This is a genomic window from Algoriphagus boseongensis, from assembly GCF_004362805.1.
Taxonomy (GTDB): domain Bacteria; phylum Bacteroidota; class Bacteroidia; order Cytophagales; family Cyclobacteriaceae; genus Algoriphagus; species Algoriphagus boseongensis.
Window position 1 is genome coordinate 34492 of the sequence record NZ_SNYF01000006.1, and the last position, 20953, is coordinate 55444.

At 40.0% G+C, this 20953-nt stretch carries 21 protein-coding genes; 15 read left to right on the forward strand and 6 right to left on the reverse strand.

Annotated features, from left to right (window positions below):
• The first annotated feature begins 35 nt into the window (after positions 1–35).
• The 5 genes from DFQ04_RS07715 to DFQ04_RS07735 all read left to right on the forward strand — a co-directional run bounded on the left by DFQ04_RS07715 (position 36) and on the right by DFQ04_RS07735 (position 7374).
• Positions 36–1394 (forward strand): sensor histidine kinase, encoded by a 1359-nt coding sequence (locus DFQ04_RS07715; protein WP_133554467.1) that lies wholly within the window; start codon positions 36–38, stop codon positions 1392–1394.
• Between the two features lie 11 nt (positions 1395–1405).
• Positions 1406–1792 carry a response regulator gene (locus DFQ04_RS07720; protein WP_133554469.1) on the forward strand — a complete coding sequence of 129 codons (387 nt, stop codon included), beginning with the start codon at positions 1406–1408 and terminating at the stop codon, positions 1790–1792.
• Between the two features lie 4 nt (positions 1793–1796).
• Positions 1797–2837: an adenylate/guanylate cyclase domain-containing protein gene (locus DFQ04_RS07725; RefSeq protein WP_133554472.1), complete on the forward strand. Its 1041-nt coding sequence runs from the start codon at positions 1797–1799 to the stop codon at positions 2835–2837.
• Between the two features lie 5 nt (positions 2838–2842).
• On the forward strand, positions 2843–3580 hold the full coding sequence (locus DFQ04_RS07730; protein ID WP_133554474.1) for a DUF6090 family protein: 738 nt from the start codon (positions 2843–2845) through the stop codon (positions 3578–3580).
• A 179-nt stretch (positions 3581–3759) separates the two neighbouring features.
• Positions 3760–7374, forward strand: a complete 3615-nt coding sequence (locus DFQ04_RS07735) for an amidohydrolase family protein (RefSeq protein ID WP_133554477.1) — start codon at positions 3760–3762, stop codon at positions 7372–7374.
• 50 nt (positions 7375–7424) lie between these two features.
• On the opposite strand, the gene DFQ04_RS07740 is transcribed toward DFQ04_RS07735, so the two are convergent.
• A complete protein-coding gene (locus tag DFQ04_RS07740; protein WP_133554478.1) occupies positions 7425–7889 on the reverse strand; it encodes a TspO/MBR family protein in 465 nt (154 codons plus the stop codon).
• Between the two features lies 1 nt (position 7890).
• Positions 7891–8193, reverse strand: a complete 303-nt coding sequence (locus tag DFQ04_RS07745; RefSeq protein WP_133554480.1) for a DUF4286 family protein — start codon at positions 8191–8193, stop codon at positions 7891–7893.
• Between the two features lie 97 nt (positions 8194–8290).
• Here DFQ04_RS07745 and DFQ04_RS07750 point away from each other — a divergent pair, with 97 nt between their 5' ends.
• The 10 genes from DFQ04_RS07750 (at position 8291) to DFQ04_RS07795 (ending at position 18197) form a co-directional block, all read left to right on the forward strand.
• Positions 8291–8956, forward strand: coding sequence for a carotenoid biosynthesis protein (locus DFQ04_RS07750; protein ID WP_133554482.1), 666 nt, complete (start codon positions 8291–8293; stop codon positions 8954–8956).
• Between the two features lie 92 nt (positions 8957–9048).
• The gene (locus DFQ04_RS07755; RefSeq protein ID WP_133554484.1) at positions 9049–9495 is read left to right on the forward strand and encodes a sterol desaturase family protein; all 447 of its coding nucleotides are present in this window, start codon (positions 9049–9051) and stop codon (positions 9493–9495) included.
• Positions 9492–10388, forward strand: a complete 897-nt coding sequence (locus tag DFQ04_RS07760; protein ID WP_133554486.1) for a MerR family transcriptional regulator — start codon at positions 9492–9494, stop codon at positions 10386–10388. Before DFQ04_RS07755 ends, DFQ04_RS07760 begins: the two co-directional genes overlap by 4 nt.
• A gap of 193 nt (positions 10389–10581) precedes the next feature.
• Positions 10582–11094 (forward strand): RNA polymerase sigma factor, encoded by a 513-nt coding sequence (locus tag DFQ04_RS07765; protein ID WP_133554488.1) that lies wholly within the window; start codon positions 10582–10584, stop codon positions 11092–11094.
• Positions 11095–11098: 4 nt separating this feature from the next.
• The gene (locus tag DFQ04_RS07770) at positions 11099–12595 is read left to right on the forward strand and encodes a phytoene desaturase family protein (RefSeq protein ID WP_133554490.1); all 1497 of its coding nucleotides are present in this window, start codon (positions 11099–11101) and stop codon (positions 12593–12595) included.
• Positions 12596–12604: 9 nt separating this feature from the next.
• Positions 12605–13447 carry a phytoene/squalene synthase family protein gene (locus tag DFQ04_RS07775; RefSeq protein ID WP_133554492.1) on the forward strand — a complete coding sequence of 281 codons (843 nt, stop codon included), beginning with the start codon at positions 12605–12607 and terminating at the stop codon, positions 13445–13447.
• Entirely contained in the window at positions 13447–14157 is a 711-nt protein-coding gene (locus DFQ04_RS07780) for a lycopene cyclase domain-containing protein (protein ID WP_133554494.1), read from the forward strand. The genes DFQ04_RS07775 and DFQ04_RS07780 overlap by 1 nt, the downstream gene beginning before the upstream one ends.
• 4 nt (positions 14158–14161) lie before the next feature.
• The gene (locus tag DFQ04_RS07785) at positions 14162–15007 is read left to right on the forward strand and encodes a 4-hydroxy-3-methylbut-2-enyl diphosphate reductase (RefSeq protein ID WP_133554496.1); all 846 of its coding nucleotides are present in this window, start codon (positions 14162–14164) and stop codon (positions 15005–15007) included.
• Between the two features lies 1 nt (position 15008).
• Positions 15009–15722 carry a fatty acid desaturase gene (locus DFQ04_RS07790; RefSeq protein WP_133554498.1) on the forward strand — a complete coding sequence of 238 codons (714 nt, stop codon included), beginning with the start codon at positions 15009–15011 and terminating at the stop codon, positions 15720–15722.
• A gap of 72 nt (positions 15723–15794) precedes the next feature.
• Positions 15795–18197 carry a TonB-dependent receptor gene (locus DFQ04_RS07795; protein ID WP_133554500.1) on the forward strand — a complete coding sequence of 801 codons (2403 nt, stop codon included), beginning with the start codon at positions 15795–15797 and terminating at the stop codon, positions 18195–18197.
• Here the strand turns inward: DFQ04_RS07795 and DFQ04_RS07800 are convergent.
• The 4 genes from DFQ04_RS07800 to DFQ04_RS07815 all read right to left on the reverse strand — a co-directional run bounded on the left by DFQ04_RS07800 (position 18194) and on the right by DFQ04_RS07815 (position 20923).
• The gene (locus DFQ04_RS07800) at positions 18194–18646 is read right to left on the reverse strand and encodes a YdeI/OmpD-associated family protein (protein WP_133554502.1); all 453 of its coding nucleotides are present in this window, start codon (positions 18644–18646) and stop codon (positions 18194–18196) included. The two genes, DFQ04_RS07795 and DFQ04_RS07800, sit on opposite strands and share 4 nt — an antisense overlap.
• Before the next feature lie 34 nt (positions 18647–18680).
• Positions 18681–19136, reverse strand: a complete 456-nt coding sequence (locus tag DFQ04_RS07805) for an outer membrane insertion C- signal (RefSeq protein ID WP_243739650.1) — start codon at positions 19134–19136, stop codon at positions 18681–18683.
• 40 nt (positions 19137–19176) lie between these two features.
• Positions 19177–19863, reverse strand: coding sequence for an aquaporin Z (gene aqpZ, locus DFQ04_RS07810; RefSeq protein ID WP_133554504.1), 687 nt, complete (start codon positions 19861–19863; stop codon positions 19177–19179).
• 94 nt (positions 19864–19957) lie between these two features.
• Positions 19958–20923: a TolB family protein gene (locus tag DFQ04_RS07815; RefSeq protein ID WP_133554506.1), complete on the reverse strand. Its 966-nt coding sequence runs from the start codon at positions 20921–20923 to the stop codon at positions 19958–19960.
• Positions 20924–20953: the final 30 nt, after the last annotated feature.

Below are 20953 nucleotides of genomic sequence, written 5' to 3' on the forward strand. Positions count from 1 at the left end.
AACAGTTATTATTCAGGTTTAAATTCTAACCCAAAATGATTCTGGTTAACATTATTTCATTTTTTCTTCTCTACTACCTAAAGAAATTCTTTGGGGGGGAATCATTTTCCCCAGAGTTGAAAAGATATTTCAAATGGGGGATGATTGCCTCTGGCGCCCTGTTTGTAACCGGTGTGTCGGAACTTCCTCCAAAATTACTTTTTGATTTTCTGTCCCTTCTTTTAGTCGGAGGAATTATCTTTTTGATAATCAATTCTCCAGAATTAGAGAAACAGAAAAATTTGGCAGTTACGCCGCTGCCCATAGTCGTAGTCTATGTGGTCAGATTTTTATTGGAGACTTTCCTGCCCCAATATTTTGACAAGTTTGAAAACTACCTTACTGCCGCAGGATTTTTTGCAATTATCTGGGCGGTAACCATGTGGCTTAACCATCGAAAGGAGATGAAATCCCTTCAGATTGAACGGTTAATTTCAAAGGAAAAAGAACGACAACTCTTTCTAGCACAAGAAAGAAAACAAGAACTTGAGAGGCTAGTTCAAGAGAGAACTTCAGAGATTCTAAGTCAAAAGGAGGAACTTCAAGAAGCACTGAATCATCTGAAATCAACCCAAGATCAGCTAGTCCAACAGGAAAAGCTAGCTTCCCTTGGACAATTGACCGCTGGAATTGCCCATGAAATCAAAAACCCTCTCAACTTCATCAACAATTTCTCCGAGCTCAGCGAGGATTTTTTGGTTGAAATAGAAAGTGAACTGAAGAAAGATCCTGAAAAATTGGATATGGAAAACATGCTGGATCTTTTGGAAGATGTGAAGTCCAACATGAAGAAAATTAGGCATCATGGAACTCGTGCGGATAAAATCGTGAAGTCCATGCTGCTTCACTCAAGAGGAGAAAAAGGAGAATACAAAGAGACCGATTTAAACTCCCTGATTGGTGAATATTCAAACTTGGCCTTCCACGGTATGAGAGCTAATCCCAACCCGATCAATGTGGAAATTGTGCTGAATTTGGACCAGAAAATTCCACCAATAAATCTTAACGCTGAGGACTTTAGCCGAGTCATTCTGAATTTGACCAAAAACGCTTTTGATGCTATGCGCGACAAAATAAATGCGGTAAGTTCAGAATATAAAGCTAAATTAGAGTTCAGAACCAAGGACTTGAAGGACAAAGTTTTATTGGAGATCGAAGACAATGGACCCGGAGTACCTGAAGAAATTCGAGATAAGCTATTGATGCCTTTTTTTACCACCAAAAAAGGGACTGACGGGACTGGATTGGGATTGAGTATCACTCATGATATCGTAAAATCCCACGGAGGCACCTTAGAAATAGAATCGAAAGTCGGTGAATTCACGAGATTCAAAATTTTATTACCCAAAGCTTAAATTTTTATGCTATGAAAATCATGATTGTAGATGACGAGCAGGATGTCGAGATCCTTTTTGTTCAAAAATTCCGGAAAGAAATCAAGAGCAAATTACTTGAGGTAGAATTTGCCTTTTCTGGGGAAGAGGCTTTGAGAAAGTTAGGGGAAGCTGGTTCTCCGGACGTGGTTTATGTTTTTTCTGACATCAATATGCCCGGCATGAGCGGACTGGAACTTTTGGAAAATATCAAAGCCAGATATCCTAAAATTGAAGTCAGTATGATTTCTGCCTACGGGGATAAAGAAAATTACAACAAAGCAATCAAGTCGGGAGCCAAGGGATTTTTTACCAAACCTGTGGATTTTGACTCTCTAAAGCATGAGATTGCAGAACTGCTTACCAAAAAATTAAACTGATTTTATGGCAAAGATCCTGGTGGTAGACGACGAGGAAGATTTAGAAATCCTTTTTAGACAAAAATACAGGCAGAAAATCCGATCAGGTGAGTATGAGATGATTTTTGCACTCAATGGTCAGCAGGCCCTTGACTTACTCAAGGATCATCCTGATGTGGATATGATCTTGAGTGATATCAATATGCCGGTCATGGATGGTTTGACTTTGCTTTCTAATACCAAAGAAAAAAATCCACTTCTAAAGACTATCATAATTTCTGCCTACGGGGATATGGAGAATATCCGAAAGGCAATGAACCTTGGCGCATTTGACTTTGTCACTAAGCCTGTTGATTTCCAAGATTTGGAAATCACGATGGAAAAGACCTTGGGTTACATCACCCAACTGAAATCTACCCTTCAGGCAATGCGGGAAAATAATATCCTCAGAATGTATGTGGATGAAACAGTCCTCAATTTCATGGGGGGAAAAGAAATCGAAAGTGCTTTAATGGAAAATGAAACCATTGAGGCGACGGTGGCTTTTATCGATTTGGTTGGATTCACCAAGATTTCGGAAAATGAAGACCCGAATACTGTTGTTGGGCTCTTGAATGAATATTTTGACTTAATGGTGAAGGAAATCATTGAGGAAAAAGGAAGTGTGGATAAGTTTATCGGAGATGCGGTAATGGCGGTTTTCCAAGGGCCAAGACATTTGGAGCGAGCCGTAAAAACTGGTTTGGCGATTCGGGATAAAATGGAAGCTATTCCGGAATATTCCGAAAAGACCCATTTTAAACCTCAAGTCTCAATTGGTATAAATTCAGGAGAAATGGTTTCCGGAAATATCGGTTCAAAATCCCTCAAGCGCTTGGATTATACAGTAATTGGGGACGTAGTGAACGTAGCCTCCAGACTTCAAAATGCCGCTAATGCATCCCAAATCCTATTATTAGAAAAGTGTGCCTCAATTTTAGATTCTGAATTCAATGTAAAGGTGGTGGGAGAGATGAATTTTAAAAACAAAGCACAACCGGTTAAGGTGATTGAAATTCTTTCCTAAACTTCATGCTATCCTTATTAAGGAAATTGAGAAGAAATTTTTTGGGGAATGGAAGATTCTCCCAATATCTGATTTATGCAATTGGTGAGATTTTTTTGGTCGTGATTGGGATATTGATAGCCTTGCAAATCAATAATTGGAACGAAAACAAAAAGCAAAAGCGATATGAGCTTAAAATGCTCAACGAGCTCTCGAATACCCTGAAAAAGGATAAAAAGTATTTAGGCTCTTTGATCTCCAGGTTGGATCAAAAAGAAAATTCTGTGAACCTTCTATTGGAAATGCGTGAGACGGGATCAGAAAATCTGGATTCGCTAAGCAGACATTTCCAAAACATGCGGTATGAAATCCTATTTCAATACAATGCAGGAGCCTATGGATCAATCAAATCAGGTGGATTAGACAAAATTTCTAATGATTCCATTCGAAACAAAATGGAAGATCTTTATGAGTTTTTAATTCCTAGGACTGAGAAAATCCTAGATAAGCTTGAAGAGTCCAATTCCCTTGAAGAGGAATTAATTGAAAAATTAACCCAGAGGACCATCGTCACAAGAAATAGGAATAAGATAATCCAGAGAGTTGCAGTGGATCCCAAGATCATTTATTCGCCAGATTTTTTACAACTACTCCAGGTAAACAAAAGCAATACCTTCGTTTCTAAATCCAGGATAGAATCCATCCTACCCGCCATGGCAGAATTGGACTCTTTAATTCAAGTAGAAATAGGGAACCAAGAATGAACTTCAATGTCCGATAACGATCTATTTTACCAACTCACCTTCATTTATTTTTGAATAAAGCCGCGAAATAGTAGATTCATTCCCCTAAATAAAATTGAGTATCACTAAAGGTCAGGCCTTTAGAAAAGCTAATCACCGATTCCAGAATTCTTTTGCCCTTTTACAGAAAAAAGTAACCTATGAAAAAACTAACCCAACCGGCCTTACTGGTAGCCTTGGGAGCTTCAGTAAGTATGGCTGCCTTAGTGCCAAAATCTTCCTTTTTGCCTCTCGAAACCAATAAGGAAATCCACATTCAGGACAGCGTCAAAAAAGACTCCCTAGACTATCCAAAATTCAAAGATCTTCCATTGAAGCCTGAGAGGGAGGTGAAATTCACAACTTCTGAGGGAACCTGGATGAGTGTGGACGTTAGTCCAGATGGAAAAACCATCGCCTTTGATTTGATGGGTGATATTTATACGATTCCTATGGAAGGGGGAAAAGCTACTCCAATCACTACAGGGATAGCTTATGAAACCCATCCTAGATTTTCTCCTGATGGGGAAAAAATCCTCTTCACCTCAGACAGAGCTGGGAATGACAATCTTTGGTACATAGATCTGGTCAAAAAAGACACTGTTCAAATTACCAAAGACAAAAACGGGGACGTCCCCGGAGCTCATTGGACGCCGGATGGAGATTATATCGTGGTAGCAAAAGGAAGAAGAATCACTAAACTTTGGATGTATCACAAAGATGGCGGCGGAGGTATTCAGCTTAATGAAAACCCTGCTACCATGAAAACTATTGACCCATTTGTCAGTCCGGATGGCAAGCAGGTATATTTTTCTTGGAGAACTGGTTCTTGGAATTACAACGCCATGCTTCCTCAGTACCAAATCGGAACCTATGATTTTGATAAAGGAGAAATCACGAGCATAACATCAAGATACGGTTCGGCCTTTACTCCAACTTTAAGTAAAGATGGCAACTGGATGGTTTATGGCTCCAGATGGGAAGATAAGACTGGTTTGGTAATCAGAAATCTAAAAACTGGAGATGAAAAATGGCTAGCCTATCCAGTTCAGCGAGATGAGCAGGAATCCATCGCTCCTCAGGGAGTTTTACCTGCCATGGCATTTACTCCTGACAGCAAGTTTGTCATTGCATCCTATGGTGGTAAACTTTGGAAATTGCCTGTAGACGGCAGTGCTGCTACTGAAATCCCATTTGAAGCAGATGTCAAATTGGCAATGGGACCACGCTTGTACTTCAATTACGAAATCAAGGATACTACCCACAAAGCCGCCACTCAAATCAGAGATGCAGTTCCTTCTCCTGATGGAAAAAAATTGGCTTTCACAGCTTTGAATAGACTTTATGTGATGGATTATCCAAATGGAAATCCAAGAAGAGTGACCAAAAACGAGTTTACTGAAGCCATGCCTTCCTGGAGTCCAGACGGAACCCAGTTGGTATTTGTGACTTGGGAAGAGAAAAATGGAGGTAGCATTTTCAAAGCTAACCTTTCAGGAAATGGCGCGATTACCAAAATATCTTCTGAATCCGCTTTGTATTCGGGACCAGTTTGGGGACCAAATAATAGAATTGTAGTCTTCAAAGGGCCAAATCGAGTAATGTTTGAATCGGAAGGACCGGGTGTGGATGGCTCAGAGGCGGAATTGATTTGGATTCCTGCAAATGGAGGTCCTGCAAGAAAAATCCTTAAGGCCGGAAATTATGGAAATGCGCATTTCACTAAAGATACTGCCAGAATTTACCTCAATAGTCCTGGTGGAACTTTGATGAGTGTAAAATGGGATGGAACTGATCCTAAGGAATTGGCCAAAATCTCCGGAATTACTCCATTTGGTTCCGCTGCAGATCCGCACGATGATCACGAACATAGCGGTTCTGATGTTCGGTATGTTATGGGCAAGCCGATTTCAAATGCAGATGCGGTAAACTATTGCATGCTTCCTGAGGGATCCAATGCACGTGAACCTCAAATGCGACCAGCGAGTGCCAGCACAATTCTTATGGCTCCTGAAGGAAATAAGGCTTTGGCACAAGTCAATAATAACGTTTATGTAATCACAATTCCAACAGCCGGGAAAACACCAAGCATCAATGTGGCTGATCCTAATTCCAGCGCTTTCCCTTCCAGACAACTTACTGAAATTGGTGGAGAGTGGCCAGCTTGGGAAGCTAATGGGAAAAAAGTTCATTGGTCTTTGGGAAATGGACATTGGGTATATGACATAGAAAGAGCGGAATTTATTGAAGACTCCGTAAAAACCGCTAAAAAGAGCAAAACCTTGGCGGATGCAGATAGTGTTGCTGCTTTGAAGGCAAGAGGCGAAGATGCAGTTAAGCTAGCGGACTCCCTTGCTAAAGCGGATAAGAAACGAATTGATTCTCTTTTCAAAACCGATAAGGAAAAATTCAAAGCGGATAGTACTTATAAAGCACAGCTCAAAGAAAAAGAAACCTACAAGCCTGCTGAACACCAGGTGAAAGTATTCTTTGCCAAGGATACGCCTAAAGGAAGTATTCTTTTGAAGAATGCCAGAATCGTAACCATGAAAGGGGCTGAAGTAATAGAGAATGGAGACATTCTGATTGAGAATAACCGAATCAAAGCCGTAGGAAAAACCGGAACTCTGGATGCGGGATCAGCAAAAGTCATTGATGCCTCTGGTAAAACGATTACTCCTGGATTCATTGATACCCATGCGCACATGTGGCCAACCTGGGGATTGCACAAAAACTCTGTCTGGATCTATGCGGCAAACCTAGCTTATGGAGTTACCACTACCAGAGATCCACAGACAGCAACGACAGATGTGTTGACTTATGGAGACATGGTTGAAGCGGGAATGGTCCCTGGACCTCGGGTCTATTCTACAGGACCTGGTGTGGGCTATTGGATGTATAATCTGAAATCTCTCGAACAGACCAAAAATGTACTGAAGCAATACAGCAAGTATTTCAATACCCAATACATCAAGATGTATTTGGTGGGCAACCGTCAGCATCGTCAATGGGTAATCATGGCTGCCAAAGAGCAGCAATTGATGCCTACTACAGAAGGTGGTTTGGATTTCAAACTTAATATGACCCAACTATTTGACGGATATCCAGGACATGAGCATTCTATTCCGATCTTCCCATTGTACAGTGACGTGACCAAAACAGTTGCACAAAGTAAAATGGCTTATACGCCTACCCTATTGGTGGCTTATGGCGGTCCTTGGGCTGAAAACTTTTATTACACTACCGAAAGCCCATTGCACGATCCAAAATTGAACCGATTCACCCCTTACGAAGAAATGAATTCAAAGGCCAGAAGAAGAGTTGGAGGATTGGGTGGATGGTTTGCTCCTGAAGATCATGTCTTCCAAAAGCATGCACAGGGAGTAAATGCCGTTGTGAAGCAAGGTGGATTGGCAGGAGTGGGTTCTCACGGACAGCTTCAGGGTCTTGGTTACCATTGGGAACTTTGGTCTGTGGCAAGTGGTGGCATGGAAAATTTAGATGCCCTAAAAGTGGCTACCATTCTTGGAGCTGAAGCCCTTGGTTTGGATAAAGAACTTGGAAGCATTGAACCTGGGAAGTTGGCTGATTTGGTAATCATGGATAAAAACCCATTGGAAAACATCAGAAATACAAATACTATCACCCATGTGGTAAAAGATGGTAGAGTGTATGATGGAAATACCTTGGATGAAGTCCTTCCTAATCCAAGAAAATTGGATGTAAGCCCCTGGACCAAGCCAGCACCAAAGGTGACAACTTCTGTAAAAGAATAATCTTGATTCAATAAAAGAAAAGCCAGCTCAAGAAATTGGGCTGGCTTTTTTTAGTTCAAATACCAAATGGCAAAATTCAATGCCGTGGCAAAAGAGACCCAGAATAGGTAGGGAACCATCAGGATTGACGCCCATTTATTGACTTTCCTGAATTGGAAAATGCAAAGTAAAATCATCACCCAAAGGGGAATGATGACTACCAATCCCAAAATTGGACTCTCCATTCCAAAAAAAGCTGGAGACCAAAGTGCATTTAAAACTAACTGGATAAAATAAAGTGTCAACAACTGCTTTTTCTGAGGATGCTCACTTTTCCAAATCAAATAGCAGGCAATCCCCATTAAAATATAAAGGAGAGTCCAAACGGGTCCGAAAAGCCAATTAGGAGGATTCCAGCTCGGACGATTGATGGTTAAATACCAAGATTGAACTGAAGTAATGGTAAAAATTGCTCCTAATCCTCCAGCAAGTTGAGGAAGTGCCAGGCTGATTAGTAATTTGACAATTTTAGACATATCAAATGGTCTCTAAAAGTGTCCGAAAAGCTACTGCTTTATCCTTATACCTTTCTTGAGTTTTTGACCTTAGCAGTACTGCATGTCTTTTCTCATATTCCATCATTTTTTCGATACTCTCAGTAAAGTATTGAATACAATAATTGGTAGACCCATCTTCTGAATCATGAAGGAGTCTAAAAAATTTATGGTCATGGAATATTCCAGTCTCCAAAACTTCAGGAATATGGATGCTTTTCATCCAGGAAATAAAATCCTCCTCAATATCAGGAGTAACGTTTATGGTAATATTATATAGAATCATGGGAAGTGAATTGGGTTTTATTTACTTTTTTTGCCAACAATACTAAGTGAGACAAAGTTAGAAATCCCTAAATGAATCTCCTTCTATTCCTTTAAATATGCATAAAGTAGTTCCTAGCAATGGAGAACCTAAATTTTCGAGGGCTTTAATCGGCAAAATAATTATCGTTGCTATTCATTTGGTGGGCTTGTTTGGACTGAGTTTCGAAGAATTTAGACCCCTTTTCCAGGATCTCACACCCGCTCAACTTTTACTTTCTCTATTTCTTATTTTGTTTTTTCATAAAGGATGGAATGATGCATTTCCAATTTTTGCTGCAGCGGCCTTTTGGCTCGGATTCGGAAGCGAGTTAATTGGAATTCATACCGGATACCTTTATGGTGATTATGTCTACGGACCTGTTTTAGGACCAAAACTCTGGGAAGTCCCAATTGTAATTGGGGTCAATTGGTTTATCCTTAGCTATTTGACCGGATCAGTTTTTCATAAAGTTCCGAACGATTGGTATGCGGCTTTCTTGGGTGCTTCAGCCATGACTGCCCTGGACTATATTTTAGAGCCCGTGGCTGTTTATCTTGATTTCTGGGCTTGGAAATGGGACGAAATCCCATGGAGTAATTACATCAGTTGGTTTGGAGTAGCTTTCTTAATTCATTTGATCTGGAGAAAAGCCAACTTTGAAAAGTCCAACCCCATAGCTTTGTTTTTATTGATTACTTGGATCATTTTCTTCACCTTGCTCAACTTTACCTTGGATATCTAGCAAGGCTTTTGATAGAAATATTCCAATTTTGATAACAAAATAGTCTTAAAAACACTTATCACTTCAATTCACCTATTCTGCTTATTGGAACAATGGTAAAGGCAATTGGATTTACAATTCTCGGTTTTGCACTTATGGAATTTTCCGGTTGGTTTATTCATAAATACCTCATGCACGGCCCGCTGTGGATGATCCACAAAACCCATCACCAGCCTTCCAAATCCTTTTTTGAACTGAACGACCTTTTTTCAGTTCTATTTGGTGGAATCGCAGTAACCTTATTATTTCTGGGAATAGAAGGATTAGATTACAGGTTTTGGATAGGAACAGGGATTAGCATTTACGGCATGTTGTACTTTTTTCTTCATGATGTTTTGGTGCATAGAAGATTAAAATGGTTTGACAGGCCGAAAAGCTTTTTCTTAAAAGGAATATTTAAAGCCCATCAGGCACATCATAAAACCAATCAGAAGGACGATGCTGTATCCTTCGGCTTGTTTGTAGTACCAAGGAGATATTTTAAAGACGGAGAAAAGTGAGCAACTACTCGATTAAAGATTTAGAGCAACTGTCAGGAATCAAGGCCCATACCCTTAGGATATGGGAACAGCGGTATAATCTGCTGTCTCCTAAAAGGACAGATACCAACATCCGCTACTACGATGACAGTGACTTAAGGCTGATTCTCAATGTCGCATTGTTGAATGACAATGGATATAAAATAAGTAAGATAGCTTCCATGGATGATGTCACACTTCGTGAGGAAGTGATGAAGCTGTCTGAAAGATCTTTTGCCTACAATGATCAGATTCATGCACTTACCTTGAGCATGATCGAAATGGACGAGGAGAGATTTGAAAAAATTCTCAATTCCAACATCAAAAAACTTGGCTTTGAGCAAACGATGCTCAATATTATTTATCCATTCATGGGAAAGATTGGCGTTTTGTGGCAAACTGGCGCGATCAATCCAGGCCAAGAGCATTTCATTTCCAATTTGGTCAGACAAAAAATGATCGTTGCAATTGATAGCCAAACGACAAAATCGACCGGGAAGAAGTTTTTGCTATACCTTCCAGATGGAGAATTGCACGAAATTTCTCTTCTGTTTGCCTATTATCTGATCAAGTCCAAAGGTCACAAGGTTCTCTACTTGGGACAAAGCACCCCTACTGAAGATTTGAATTACGTATGTCAGGTGCACAAGCCTGACTACATTTTGACTGTTCTTACCACAGCTCCTATTTTGGAGGAGGTAGAATCTTATGTCAATTCCATTGCAGATCGTTTTTCCTATTCAAAAATCTTGGTAACTGGTCACCAGGTGCTGAGCCAAGAATTTTCTTTTGCCTCTAATGTTCAGCAGCTGAACTACATCCGAGACATTCATGGCCTCTTGGAGGAAATCGAATCGGTTCCTCAGGAAAAATAGAATTCCCAATACTTAGTTGTTCCAGCCTTATTGGCTAAGCCCCTTTTTCCACTCTTCCATTTATTGGAGTTGAAAAAGGGGCTTTTTTGACCTTTGATAATTTTTGTTTAAGAAAAGGAAAAAAAAATTCAACAAAACTCTTTGAGTTTGTTTAATCTTTCCTAATTTTGATTAAACAAAAATCAGGGCTACCATGACAACTCTAGAATTCAGCTATTCGCTTAATAAGCTCTCCAGCTCCCTGAAGCCTTTTGCATTGAAGCTCACTCGTGACATCGACGATGCAAATGACCTGATTCAGGACACAATGGTTAAAGCTTTTACCAACAAAGACAAATTCACAGAAGGAACCAACCTAAAAGCTTGGCTCTATACTATCATGAAAAATACTTTTATCACCAACTACCAAAGAATGGTGAGAAGAGGAACTTTCGTAGATACTACTGATAATCTACATTATATCAACTCTAGCTCAGTGCAGATTGAAAATGGTGTATTTGAAAACTTCACCATGGACGATGCTCATGAGGCTATCGAAAAATTGGATGATGCCTATAAAACACCTTTTATGATGCATTACCGAGGATTCAAATACCACGAAATTGCAGATAGACTACAAATCCCGATTGGAACTGTGAAAAATAGAATTCATATTGCTAGAAAGCTTCTCAAAGAAGCCTTGATGGTCTATCAACATAAAAATTAATTCCATGTCCAAAAAGAATGTGGTTGTAATCGGATCCGGTTTTGCCGGATTGTCCGCAGCCACCCATTTGGCTCAAGATACTAGTTGTTCAGTCACCCTTTTAGAGAAAAATGATTCCCCTGGTGGAAGAGCGAGAAAGTTCGAACATCAGGGTTTCATTTTTGATATGGGTCCAAGCTGGTATTGGATGCCTGATGTTTTTGAGGAGTATTTTGCCCATTTCGGCAAAAAACCAAGTGATTATTACGATTTAATCCGATTGGATCCTTCCTATGCGGTTATCTATGGGGAAAAGGAAAAATTGGATATTCCGGCCGATTTGAATGCTTTCAAAGCAATGCTGGATGAAATAGAGCCTGGTGCCGGGAAAAACCTTGATGAATTTTTAGCACAGGCAAAATATAAATACGAAGTCGGCATTCATGATTTAGTAAAGAAGCCTAGCCGCTCTATTTTTGAGTTTACTTCCCCAGGATTATTGGTGGATATGGTACGCATGGATATTTTCCAATCCATGTCCAAACACGTCAAGAAATATTTCTCGGACGAAAAAATCGTCCGTCTGATGGAATTTCCTGTTCTTTTTCTGGGAGAAACTGCTGAAAATATCCCTGCTCTTTACAGCCTGATGAATTATGCAGATATCGCCTTGGGTACTTGGTACCCAATGAACGGAATGCATGAAATCATCAAAGGAATGGTTCAACTGGCAGAAGAAAAAGGGGTGAAAATTCAGTATTCGGCTGAAGTGGAAGAAATTGAGGTAGAAAACGGACAAGCGAAGACAATCCGCCTTGTATCAGGTGAGAGAATCTCAGCAGATATTGTTGTTACGGGGGCAGATTATCATCATGTAGATAAACATTTGCTGAATCCTAAATACAGTAATTATTCTGATGAATACTGGGATTCACGAGTTATGGCTCCTTCCAGCCTTTTGTTTTACCTGGGGGTTGACAAAAAACTCAAAAATTTGAGGCACCATAATTTGTTCTTTGATGAACCTCTTGGTCCACATGCAGACGCCATTTATAGAAATCCAAGATGGCCGGAAAAACCTCTCTTCTATGCCTCTGTACCTTCATTGACTGATCCGACGGTGGCGCCGGAAGGAATGGAAAATGTATTCCTTCTCGTTCCTTTAGCTCCAGATTTGGAAGATTCTGAAGAAATGAGAGAGAAATACTACCACATCATCATGGACAGGCTAGAGAAAATAACCGGGCAGGAAATCCGATCCCATGTCATTTTCAAAAGATCTTATGCGCATAGTGATTTCAAAAGTGATTACCATGCTTTCAAAGGAAATGCCTATGGTTTGGCTAATACCCTGATGCAAACTGCCATTCTCAAACCTAGTTTGAAAAACAAAAAGGTGAAAAACCTGTATTATACTGGTCAGCTCACTGTTCCAGGTCCAGGAGTACCTCCTTCACTTATTTCTGGGGGTGTGGTGGCTAACGAAATTATAAAGGATTATAATTTGCCAAGATTAAACTAACTTAATAGCATGGATGCAATCGAATTATTCGACCAAACCACCTTTGAGTGTAGCAAGTTGATTACACATCGATACAGCACTAGCTTTACGTTGGGGATCAAAACTTTGGACAAAAAATTCCATTTGCCCATCTACGCGATTTATGGTTTTGTGAGATATGCCGACGAAATAGTTGACACCTTTCACGACAAGGATAAAAAAACGCTATTGGAGCGTTTTAAGGCAGAAACTTATCAGGCGATAGAGGAAAAAATTTCTTTGAATCCTGTCCTGCATGCATTCCAGCTCATTGTTAATAAATACAATATTTCGAAAGATCTGATCGAAGCCTTTCTTCATAGCATGGAGATGGACCTCGATTTCAAGATTTACAATGATTCCAAGTATCACGAATACATTTATGGCTCTGCCGAAGTAGTAGGACTGATGTGTTTGAAGGTTTTTTGTGAAGGGAATGAGGCTCAATATGAAAGCCTGAGAGAACCAGCTTGTAAGCTAGGGGCTGCTTTCCAGAAAGTTAATTTCCTGAGAGACTTGAAAAGTGACTTTGAAGAACGAGGAAGAGTTTATTTCCCGGGAGTAGATTTCAACCAATTTGACAAGTCTGCTAAATTGCTCATTGAGGAAGATATCCAGAAAGACTTTGATGATTCTTTAATTGGGATTGAAAGATTGCCTTCAGGAGCAAAACTAGGAGTAAAAGTCGCCTATCTCTACTATCAAAAGTTGTTTGATAAAATCAAGGGTCTATCCCCTGAAACCATTACCCAAAAAAGGGTGAGAATTCCGAATACCCAAAAAATTTCCCTTTTGGTGGGAACCTATTTTGAAAACAAATTAGGGCTTCTTTGATGGAAAAATACCTCTATCTGGCGGTTAATCTATTTGCTTTGTCTTATCCCTTGGCTCAGTCGTTTGAGCATAGGATTAGGTTTGCTTCCAATTGGTATGCTCTTTTTCCGGCCATTCTACTAACAGGGACTTTCTTTGTGGTGTGGGATATATGGTTCACTTACCTTGGAGTTTGGGAATTTAATCCCCGATATATTCTTGGGATTTACCTCTTCAACCTACCATTGGAAGAATTGCTGTTTTTTGTATTTATCCCTTTTGCCTGCGTCTTTATTTATGAAGTTCTGATTTACTTTTTCCCAAAAGACCATTTCAAACCTTTAGGAAAGCCCGTGGTTTTTGTCTTGGTTCCATTCTTATTGATTTTTGGATTGATGAACCTGGACAAATGGTACACCTCCGTAAATTTTATATTAGGAGGATTGACTTTATTGGTTCATTACTTGATTTTCAAGGACAAATATTTGGGAAGATTCATATTTGCTTACCTGGTTCATTTGATTCCCCTTTTCTTGTGCAATGGAATTTTAACAGGAGGAGTTACCGATGAACCGGTAGTCATTTATAACAATACCGAAAACCTCGGAATCCGAATCTGGACTGTTCCTATCGAAGACACAGTCTATTCATTGATCCTTTTCTTAATGAATGTCAGTATCTTCGAAAAGATCCGAAGCAAAAAAACAATTGACACACTAGTCAGTTATTAGAAAAATGAAAAATCTCCAAGTACATATAGACAATCATTCCGGATTTTGCTTTGGGGTAGTCTATGCCATCGAAATGGCTGAAGAAATACTCGATCAGCAAGGATATCTGTATTGCTTAGGAGATATTGTCCATAACGATGAAGAAGTCAATAGACTGACTAAAAAAGGACTTAAAATCATTGACCATGCGGAGCTGCATAATCTTCGCGATGAAAAAGTCCTCATTCGTGCTCATGGAGAACCACCTTCTACCTACGAGCTGTCAATCAAGAACAACCTTACGTTGATTGATGCATCTTGCCCAGTAGTGCTAAAGCTTCAAAACCGAATCAAAAATTCTTTTGACAAGGACGAGAGCATCTACATCTATGGCAAGCATGGACATGCAGAGGTTATAGGCCTCTTGGGTCAAACAAACAACAAAGCAGTTGTTTTTCAGGACATTTCAGAATTAGACTTAGAAACCTTGCCAAAAAACCTGACCCTATACAGTCAGACTACCAAAAGCACGGATAAATTCTATGAAATCAATTCTATTCTTACAGAAAATGGAATTACAGTAAATACAAATGACACGATTTGCAGGCAAGTGTCAAACCGCGATAAGGAACTTAGAGAGTTTGCAGATAAGTTTGACAAAATCGTCTTTGTGAGCGGAACAAAGTCGTCCAATGGCAAGGTCCTTTACAATGTCTGCAAAGAAAGAAACCCAAACACCTTCTTCGTTTCTAATCCAGATCAAATCGAACAAGGCTGGTTTTTGGAAAATGAAACTGTAGGAATCTGTGGAGCTACCTCCACTCCGATGTGGCTCATGGAGCAAGTCAGAGAAAGAATTCTTACCTTTTAACATGCCTAAAATTTCTCAAGTGAAATCTATTGATCCGAAAGGGTTAATTGTCGGTTGGACTATTATTCTGACTTGGGCAATTCTATTGATTTCACTTTTAAACTGGGAATTCAGCTGGTCAAATCCCTTGGTGTATTTAGCCATTCTCGCCCAAACACACCTCTACACCGGTCTATTTATTACCGCGCATGATGCCATGCATGGGGTGGTATCCTCCAATAAAAAAATCAACCATCTCACAGGTTGGATCGCTGCCATTTTATTTTCATACAACTTCTATTGGAAGCTTTTTCCTAAGCACCACGAGCATCATCGATATGTAGCCACGGATAAGGATCCTGACTATCACCCTTCAGGAAAGTTCTGGATTTGGTATTTGAGTTTCATCCGCCAATACGTCAATCTTTGGCAGATCTTGCTTATGGCTATCACTTTCAACCTATTGAAACTGATTATTCCAACAGAAAACCTCATCATTTTCTGGATGCTGCCGGCAGTATTATCCACATTCCAACTCTTCTATTTCGGAACTTATCTTCCTCACATGGGAGAAATTCAAAACGAGCATCATTCCCATACTCAATCTGAAAATCACCTTTGGGCATTCATTTCCTGCTATTTTTTCGGTTATCACTTTGAGCACCACGATTCACCAGGCACACCTTGGTGGAGATTGTGGCAGGTCAAAGAAGAAAAGAGATCAATTCTTTCTTGATTTTTCGCAAAAAATAAAAGTTTGAAAACTTTTTAGATGCTTTCTGCCTTTTAACCTCTAAAACCCGGTTAAATGAAATCTTATTTACTTACTCTTTCTTTTTTGATGTTTACTCTATTGGCTTTTGGCCAAGGAATCATTAGAGGTAAAATCATCAATCCCGTAAATAACCAGCCTGTTCCTTTTGCAAATGTTTTAATTCTAGGAACTGACCTTGGCGGTATTAGCGACGAAAATGGAGCCTATGAGATCCTAAACATTCCTCCAGGGTTATACAATGTCCGAGCAAGTTTTGTAGGCTATAAAGTCTCAACTGCCTACGAAGTCCAAGTGACTTTGGCTCGTCCTGTTCAATTAGATTTTTCATTAGAAGAAGAAGCTTCTGAGCTTACAGAAGTGGTCGTCAGCTCTGAATTTTCACGCTCTGAAGAAACACCAATTTCTGTAAGAAAACTGAATAGTAACGAAATTGAACGATATCCAGGAGGAAACCGGGATATTTCCAGAGTAATTCAATCTCTTCCTGGTGTAGCTTCTACGGCAAGTTTCAGAAATGATATTCTGATTCGAGGAGGAGCTCCAAATGAAAATAAATTCTTCATCGATGAAATCGAGGTTCCGGTAATCAATCACTTTGCAACTCAAGGGTCTTCAGGTGGCCCAGTTGGAATTCTTAATGTGAATCTGATCAAGAATGTGGATGTGATTACGGGGGGCTTTCCTGCTAACCGTATGGATGCCTTGAGTTCTTTTTTTGAGTTTCAATTGAAAGAGGGAAGACGGGACAAAATGTTCACCCAAATGACCTTGGGAGCATCTGAACTGACAATTTCCAATGAAGGTCCATTGAGTGAAAAAACCACTTATTCACTTTCTGCAAGAAGATCCTACCTCCAAGGTTTATTTAGGCTTTTAGGATTGCCTTTTTTGCCAACCTTCAATGACTTCCAGCTTAAAACGACTACCAAGCTCAATGAAAAAACCGAATTGACATTTATCGGAGTCGGAGCAATTGATCAGTTTGTACTCAATGAAGATATTCCTGAGGATGAGACTGAAGAGGAAAGAGAAAACAGGCTTTATCTCTTGGATGTCCTACCTATTCAAAATCAATGGAATTACGCAACAGGCTTGAAGCTAAAGCGATTCAGAGAAAATGGTTTTTGGACATTTATACTTAGCCGAAATATGCTGAACAACCGGGCCTACAAATATGCCAATAACGACGAGAGTTCAGAAGCCAATCTTTTGTCTGATTACCTTTCTCAGGAATCTGAAAACAAGTTCCGGGCTGAGAATTCAATCTTTGGAAAAGGATACACCTTGAAATATGGTGTAAATTACACCTACTCCAGATATTTCATTGACAACTTCGACCGAAGCACTTTGGCCGGAACGGGGCAAATTATTGACTTTACCTCTACCTCCAATTTCAACCAATACGGTGCATTTTTCTCAGCAAGTAAAAATCTTTCCGACGACCGTCTATTGCTGACTGGAGGAATCCGAATGGATGGAGCTGATTTCGGCAAGACTGCACAAAATCCCCTAAACCAAATCAGCCCCAGATTTTCGGTTTCCTATCAATTGAAGCCAAACCTTTATGCCACTGCAAATGCTGGGATTTATTACCAAAAACCTCCCTACACTGTGTTGGGCTATCAAAACAATGAGGGTGATTTGGTCAATCAGTTAAATGATGTTCGCTTCATCCGGAATTCACAATTGATTGGTGGGATAGAATTTGTTGTGCCTGAAAAAAACAGAAGGTTTACCGCTGAGGCATTTTATAAAAAGTACAGCAACTATCCATCTTCTATCCGAAATGGAATTTCATTGGCCAATTTGGGAGCTGACTTTGGTGTCATCGGAAATGAACCAGTGGAGTCTAATTCTGAAGGAAGAGCATATGGTTTGGAATTTCTTGCTCAGCAGCGACTATTCAATAATTTTTATGGAATAGCGGCTCTAACCTTGGTAAGAAGTGAATTTACCAATCCTAATACTGATGGATTTATCCCTTCTTCCTGGGACAACAGGTTTATTGTCAGTTTGACTGCCGGAAAACGCTTTGGTAAAAACTGGGAACTTGGAGCGAGATGGAGATTCCTTGGCGGAACCCCTTATACCCCTTATGATTTGGAAGAATCTGCCTTGATCGAGAATTGGGATCTAAGAAATTCCGGAGTCTTGGACTATGACCAAATTAATGCCATCAGACTTCCTGCTTTTCATCAGCTTGACTTGCGATTGGATAAAAAATACTATTTCCAAAAGTGGAATCTGAATTGGTATGTAGACATCCAAAACGCATACAACTTCCAGGCCGAGCAAGCTCCTATTCTAATTCCGGTTCGAGACAATTCTGGAAATATCTTAGTTGATCCTAATAATCCAAGCAGCTACCAGCTCAAGCTGATCGGAAATACCGCAGGAAACATTCTGCCAACGGTTGGAATAATTGTGGAGTTTTAAGCTAGGGAATTAAGTAGCCGAAGAATCTGCTTAACTCTTAGGTCCTCATTTGAGGAGGAATAGACCGTTTGAACCCATTCCTTTTGCTCGGAATCTGGAAGATTTAAAAAGGCTTCCAGTTTTCCTGGATCGTCTTTAAGACAAGCTAAAAGTTCATCTGGGATTCCATCGGGAGCTTCCTTTCGGTAAATTTTCAGAAAAACGGGATCGCCGGCTTCTTTTTGAATGGCTTTTCGGATGTCATTGGAAATTGGAATAAAGACAGTTCCATCGCCTGTGGGCACCAAGTGTTTTTTCTCAAAGGAAAACTCATCGATACTTCCAAAAACCTCTACCATTCCAAAGTACTTTCCTTTGGGATTATACTCTTTGGGAATCCTTGCAAAGGTCCATCCTCCTTTCCCAGGAAACTTTTCCAAATAAATCTGTCCTTCAAAAATTATTTCCATAAAAAAAGCGGGGAATTCCCCGCTTTAAATTCATTTAGTCATTTGGTCCAAATCTCCAGCGGATGTTTAATCCAAATCCTCCGGCGTCAAATTTGGTTTCCTCCACCAAAATAAAATAAGGTCTCCAATCCAGGCCTAAGGAAATCGGAACATCCGTAAATAAATATTCAACACCGATTTCGCCAGCAGCGCCAAATCTGAAATCATCGGCTAGAAAAATAGAAGGTCCGAAACCAGCATACCATTTAAAATCTGAATCAGAAATATTGTCGTAAACTGGATTCCAAAGGGCATCGATGCCTACTCCGCCATCTCCAAAGCTCACATCAGCGTGGATCCGGCTGAAATCCCCAAGAGCAAAAACTCCGTCAACTGCAACGTTATTTCCGTTGACATTTCCGAATCTCAAACCCAATTCTTGGGCATTTGCTTGAAGGGAAACCATAACTCCCAAAAACATGACCAGGGAGGCTAATTTTAAGAATTTCATAAATAAGGATAGAATTAAAATTGTTGGTTAAAATTGACATTTATCCCTCATTTGGGGAGAGGTATTTATAAAATACCCCTGCCAAAATTGCGCCAAGAATTGGTGCTATCCAAAAAAGCCAAAGTTGTTGAAGATAAATTCCACCGGCAAAAATCGCCTGAGAAGTACTTCTGGCTGGGTTCACGGAAGTATTGGTAACAGGGATACTGATTAAATGAATCAACACCAATGCTAAGCCAATCGCCAAACCAGCAAAACCGGCTGGTGCTTTTGGATGAGTTGAACCCAGAATTACAATAAGAAAGAAAAAGGTCATTACCACCTCGGTAACAAAAGCCGAAGCCATGCCATATCCACCCGGCGAAGCTTCTCCAAAACCATTGGAGGCAAATCCTCCTAAATCTACCCCAGCCTTGCCCGTTGCAATCACATACAAAATTGCTGCACCAGCTAGGCCACCTAAAACTTGGGCTACGATGTATGGAACCAATTCTTTGGAATCAAATCTTCCGCCCATCCAGAGCCCGATGGAAACAGCCGGGTTCAGGTGGCAACCTGAAATATGACCTATCCCATAAGCCATTGTCACGACAGTCAATCCAAAAGCAAAAGAAACGCCTACGAAGCCGATTCCTAACTCTGGGAATCCAGCTGCCAAAACCGCACTACCGCAACCTCCAAGGACCAACCAAAGGGTCCCAATAAACTCTGCAATCAATTTTTTCATGTGAATTGGAATTTTGGGTTAATGTTAAAAGAGTAAGAATATACATGATTCAAACTAAATAATTGAAAATGAATAGTTTGGATTCAAGAAATCTTTACAATTTCTTTCTTAAAAAAACAGGAGCAAGCTGAGTCTTTACCAAGGTGTCTGTCAAAATTCTAGTCTTCTTTGTCCTCCATTCCATTAATACAATATGATATTGCTTTGATATGGTATCTTGGAATTGATCAAAAGCAAACCATTTCCCGTCTGGACTCCAATCATGGTAGACTTCATCTTTTCCACTCTCACTGATTTTCCAGTTTTTATTCCCATCTGGAGTTATAGCAAAAATTGAGGTAATGTCACCTCTCGTGGTAGCATAAGAAATAAAATTTTCAGTCGGATGCCATCTCAGAGCTCCTGCTTTATATCCGTATGAATTTGCGGCCGGATCATCCTTTGGAAAATGCGTAAGTTGCCTTTGATTTGTCCCCTCACGATTCATAAGAAATACTTCTGGGAATACCCCTTCTATTTGAGCTACTGGTCTTTTGACAAAGGCAATTTGACTGCCATCTGGGGAAAATACCGGATCTTGAAATCTAAAGCTAGTATCATTTGCCAAAGGAGAAAATGATCCATCCTGCAAATTGATCAAATAGAGTTGATAGCGGATTGACTGTTCTGGGCGAGCCGAAACAAGCATTTCATTCCTCACCGTATCGATATCCATCCAACTATCTTCCAACCTTAAATCAGACAACTTTTTAACCTGATTTCCTTCAGCATCCATTTGATAAAGGAAAAAATGTCTGTAGGCAGTATCCCTGTCGGAAATGAAATAAATCTTATCCTCAAATGCTAAATAGGTCCATGCAACATCTGGATGATGTGTAAGATTTTTGGAACCTAAGCTATCCTTAGGATCTAAAATTCTTATTTCCCAATTATCCTCAGCAGAGGAGTCTGGTTCGAAAGTATTGTATGCTATTAGGTACTCTTCATTAGAAATGTCTTTTTCTGTTTGATTACAGCCAAAAAATAAAAGAGCTAGGATCAGATATTGGTATGACTTCATGGGGCTAGGGGTTTATGGAATTTACCCAAA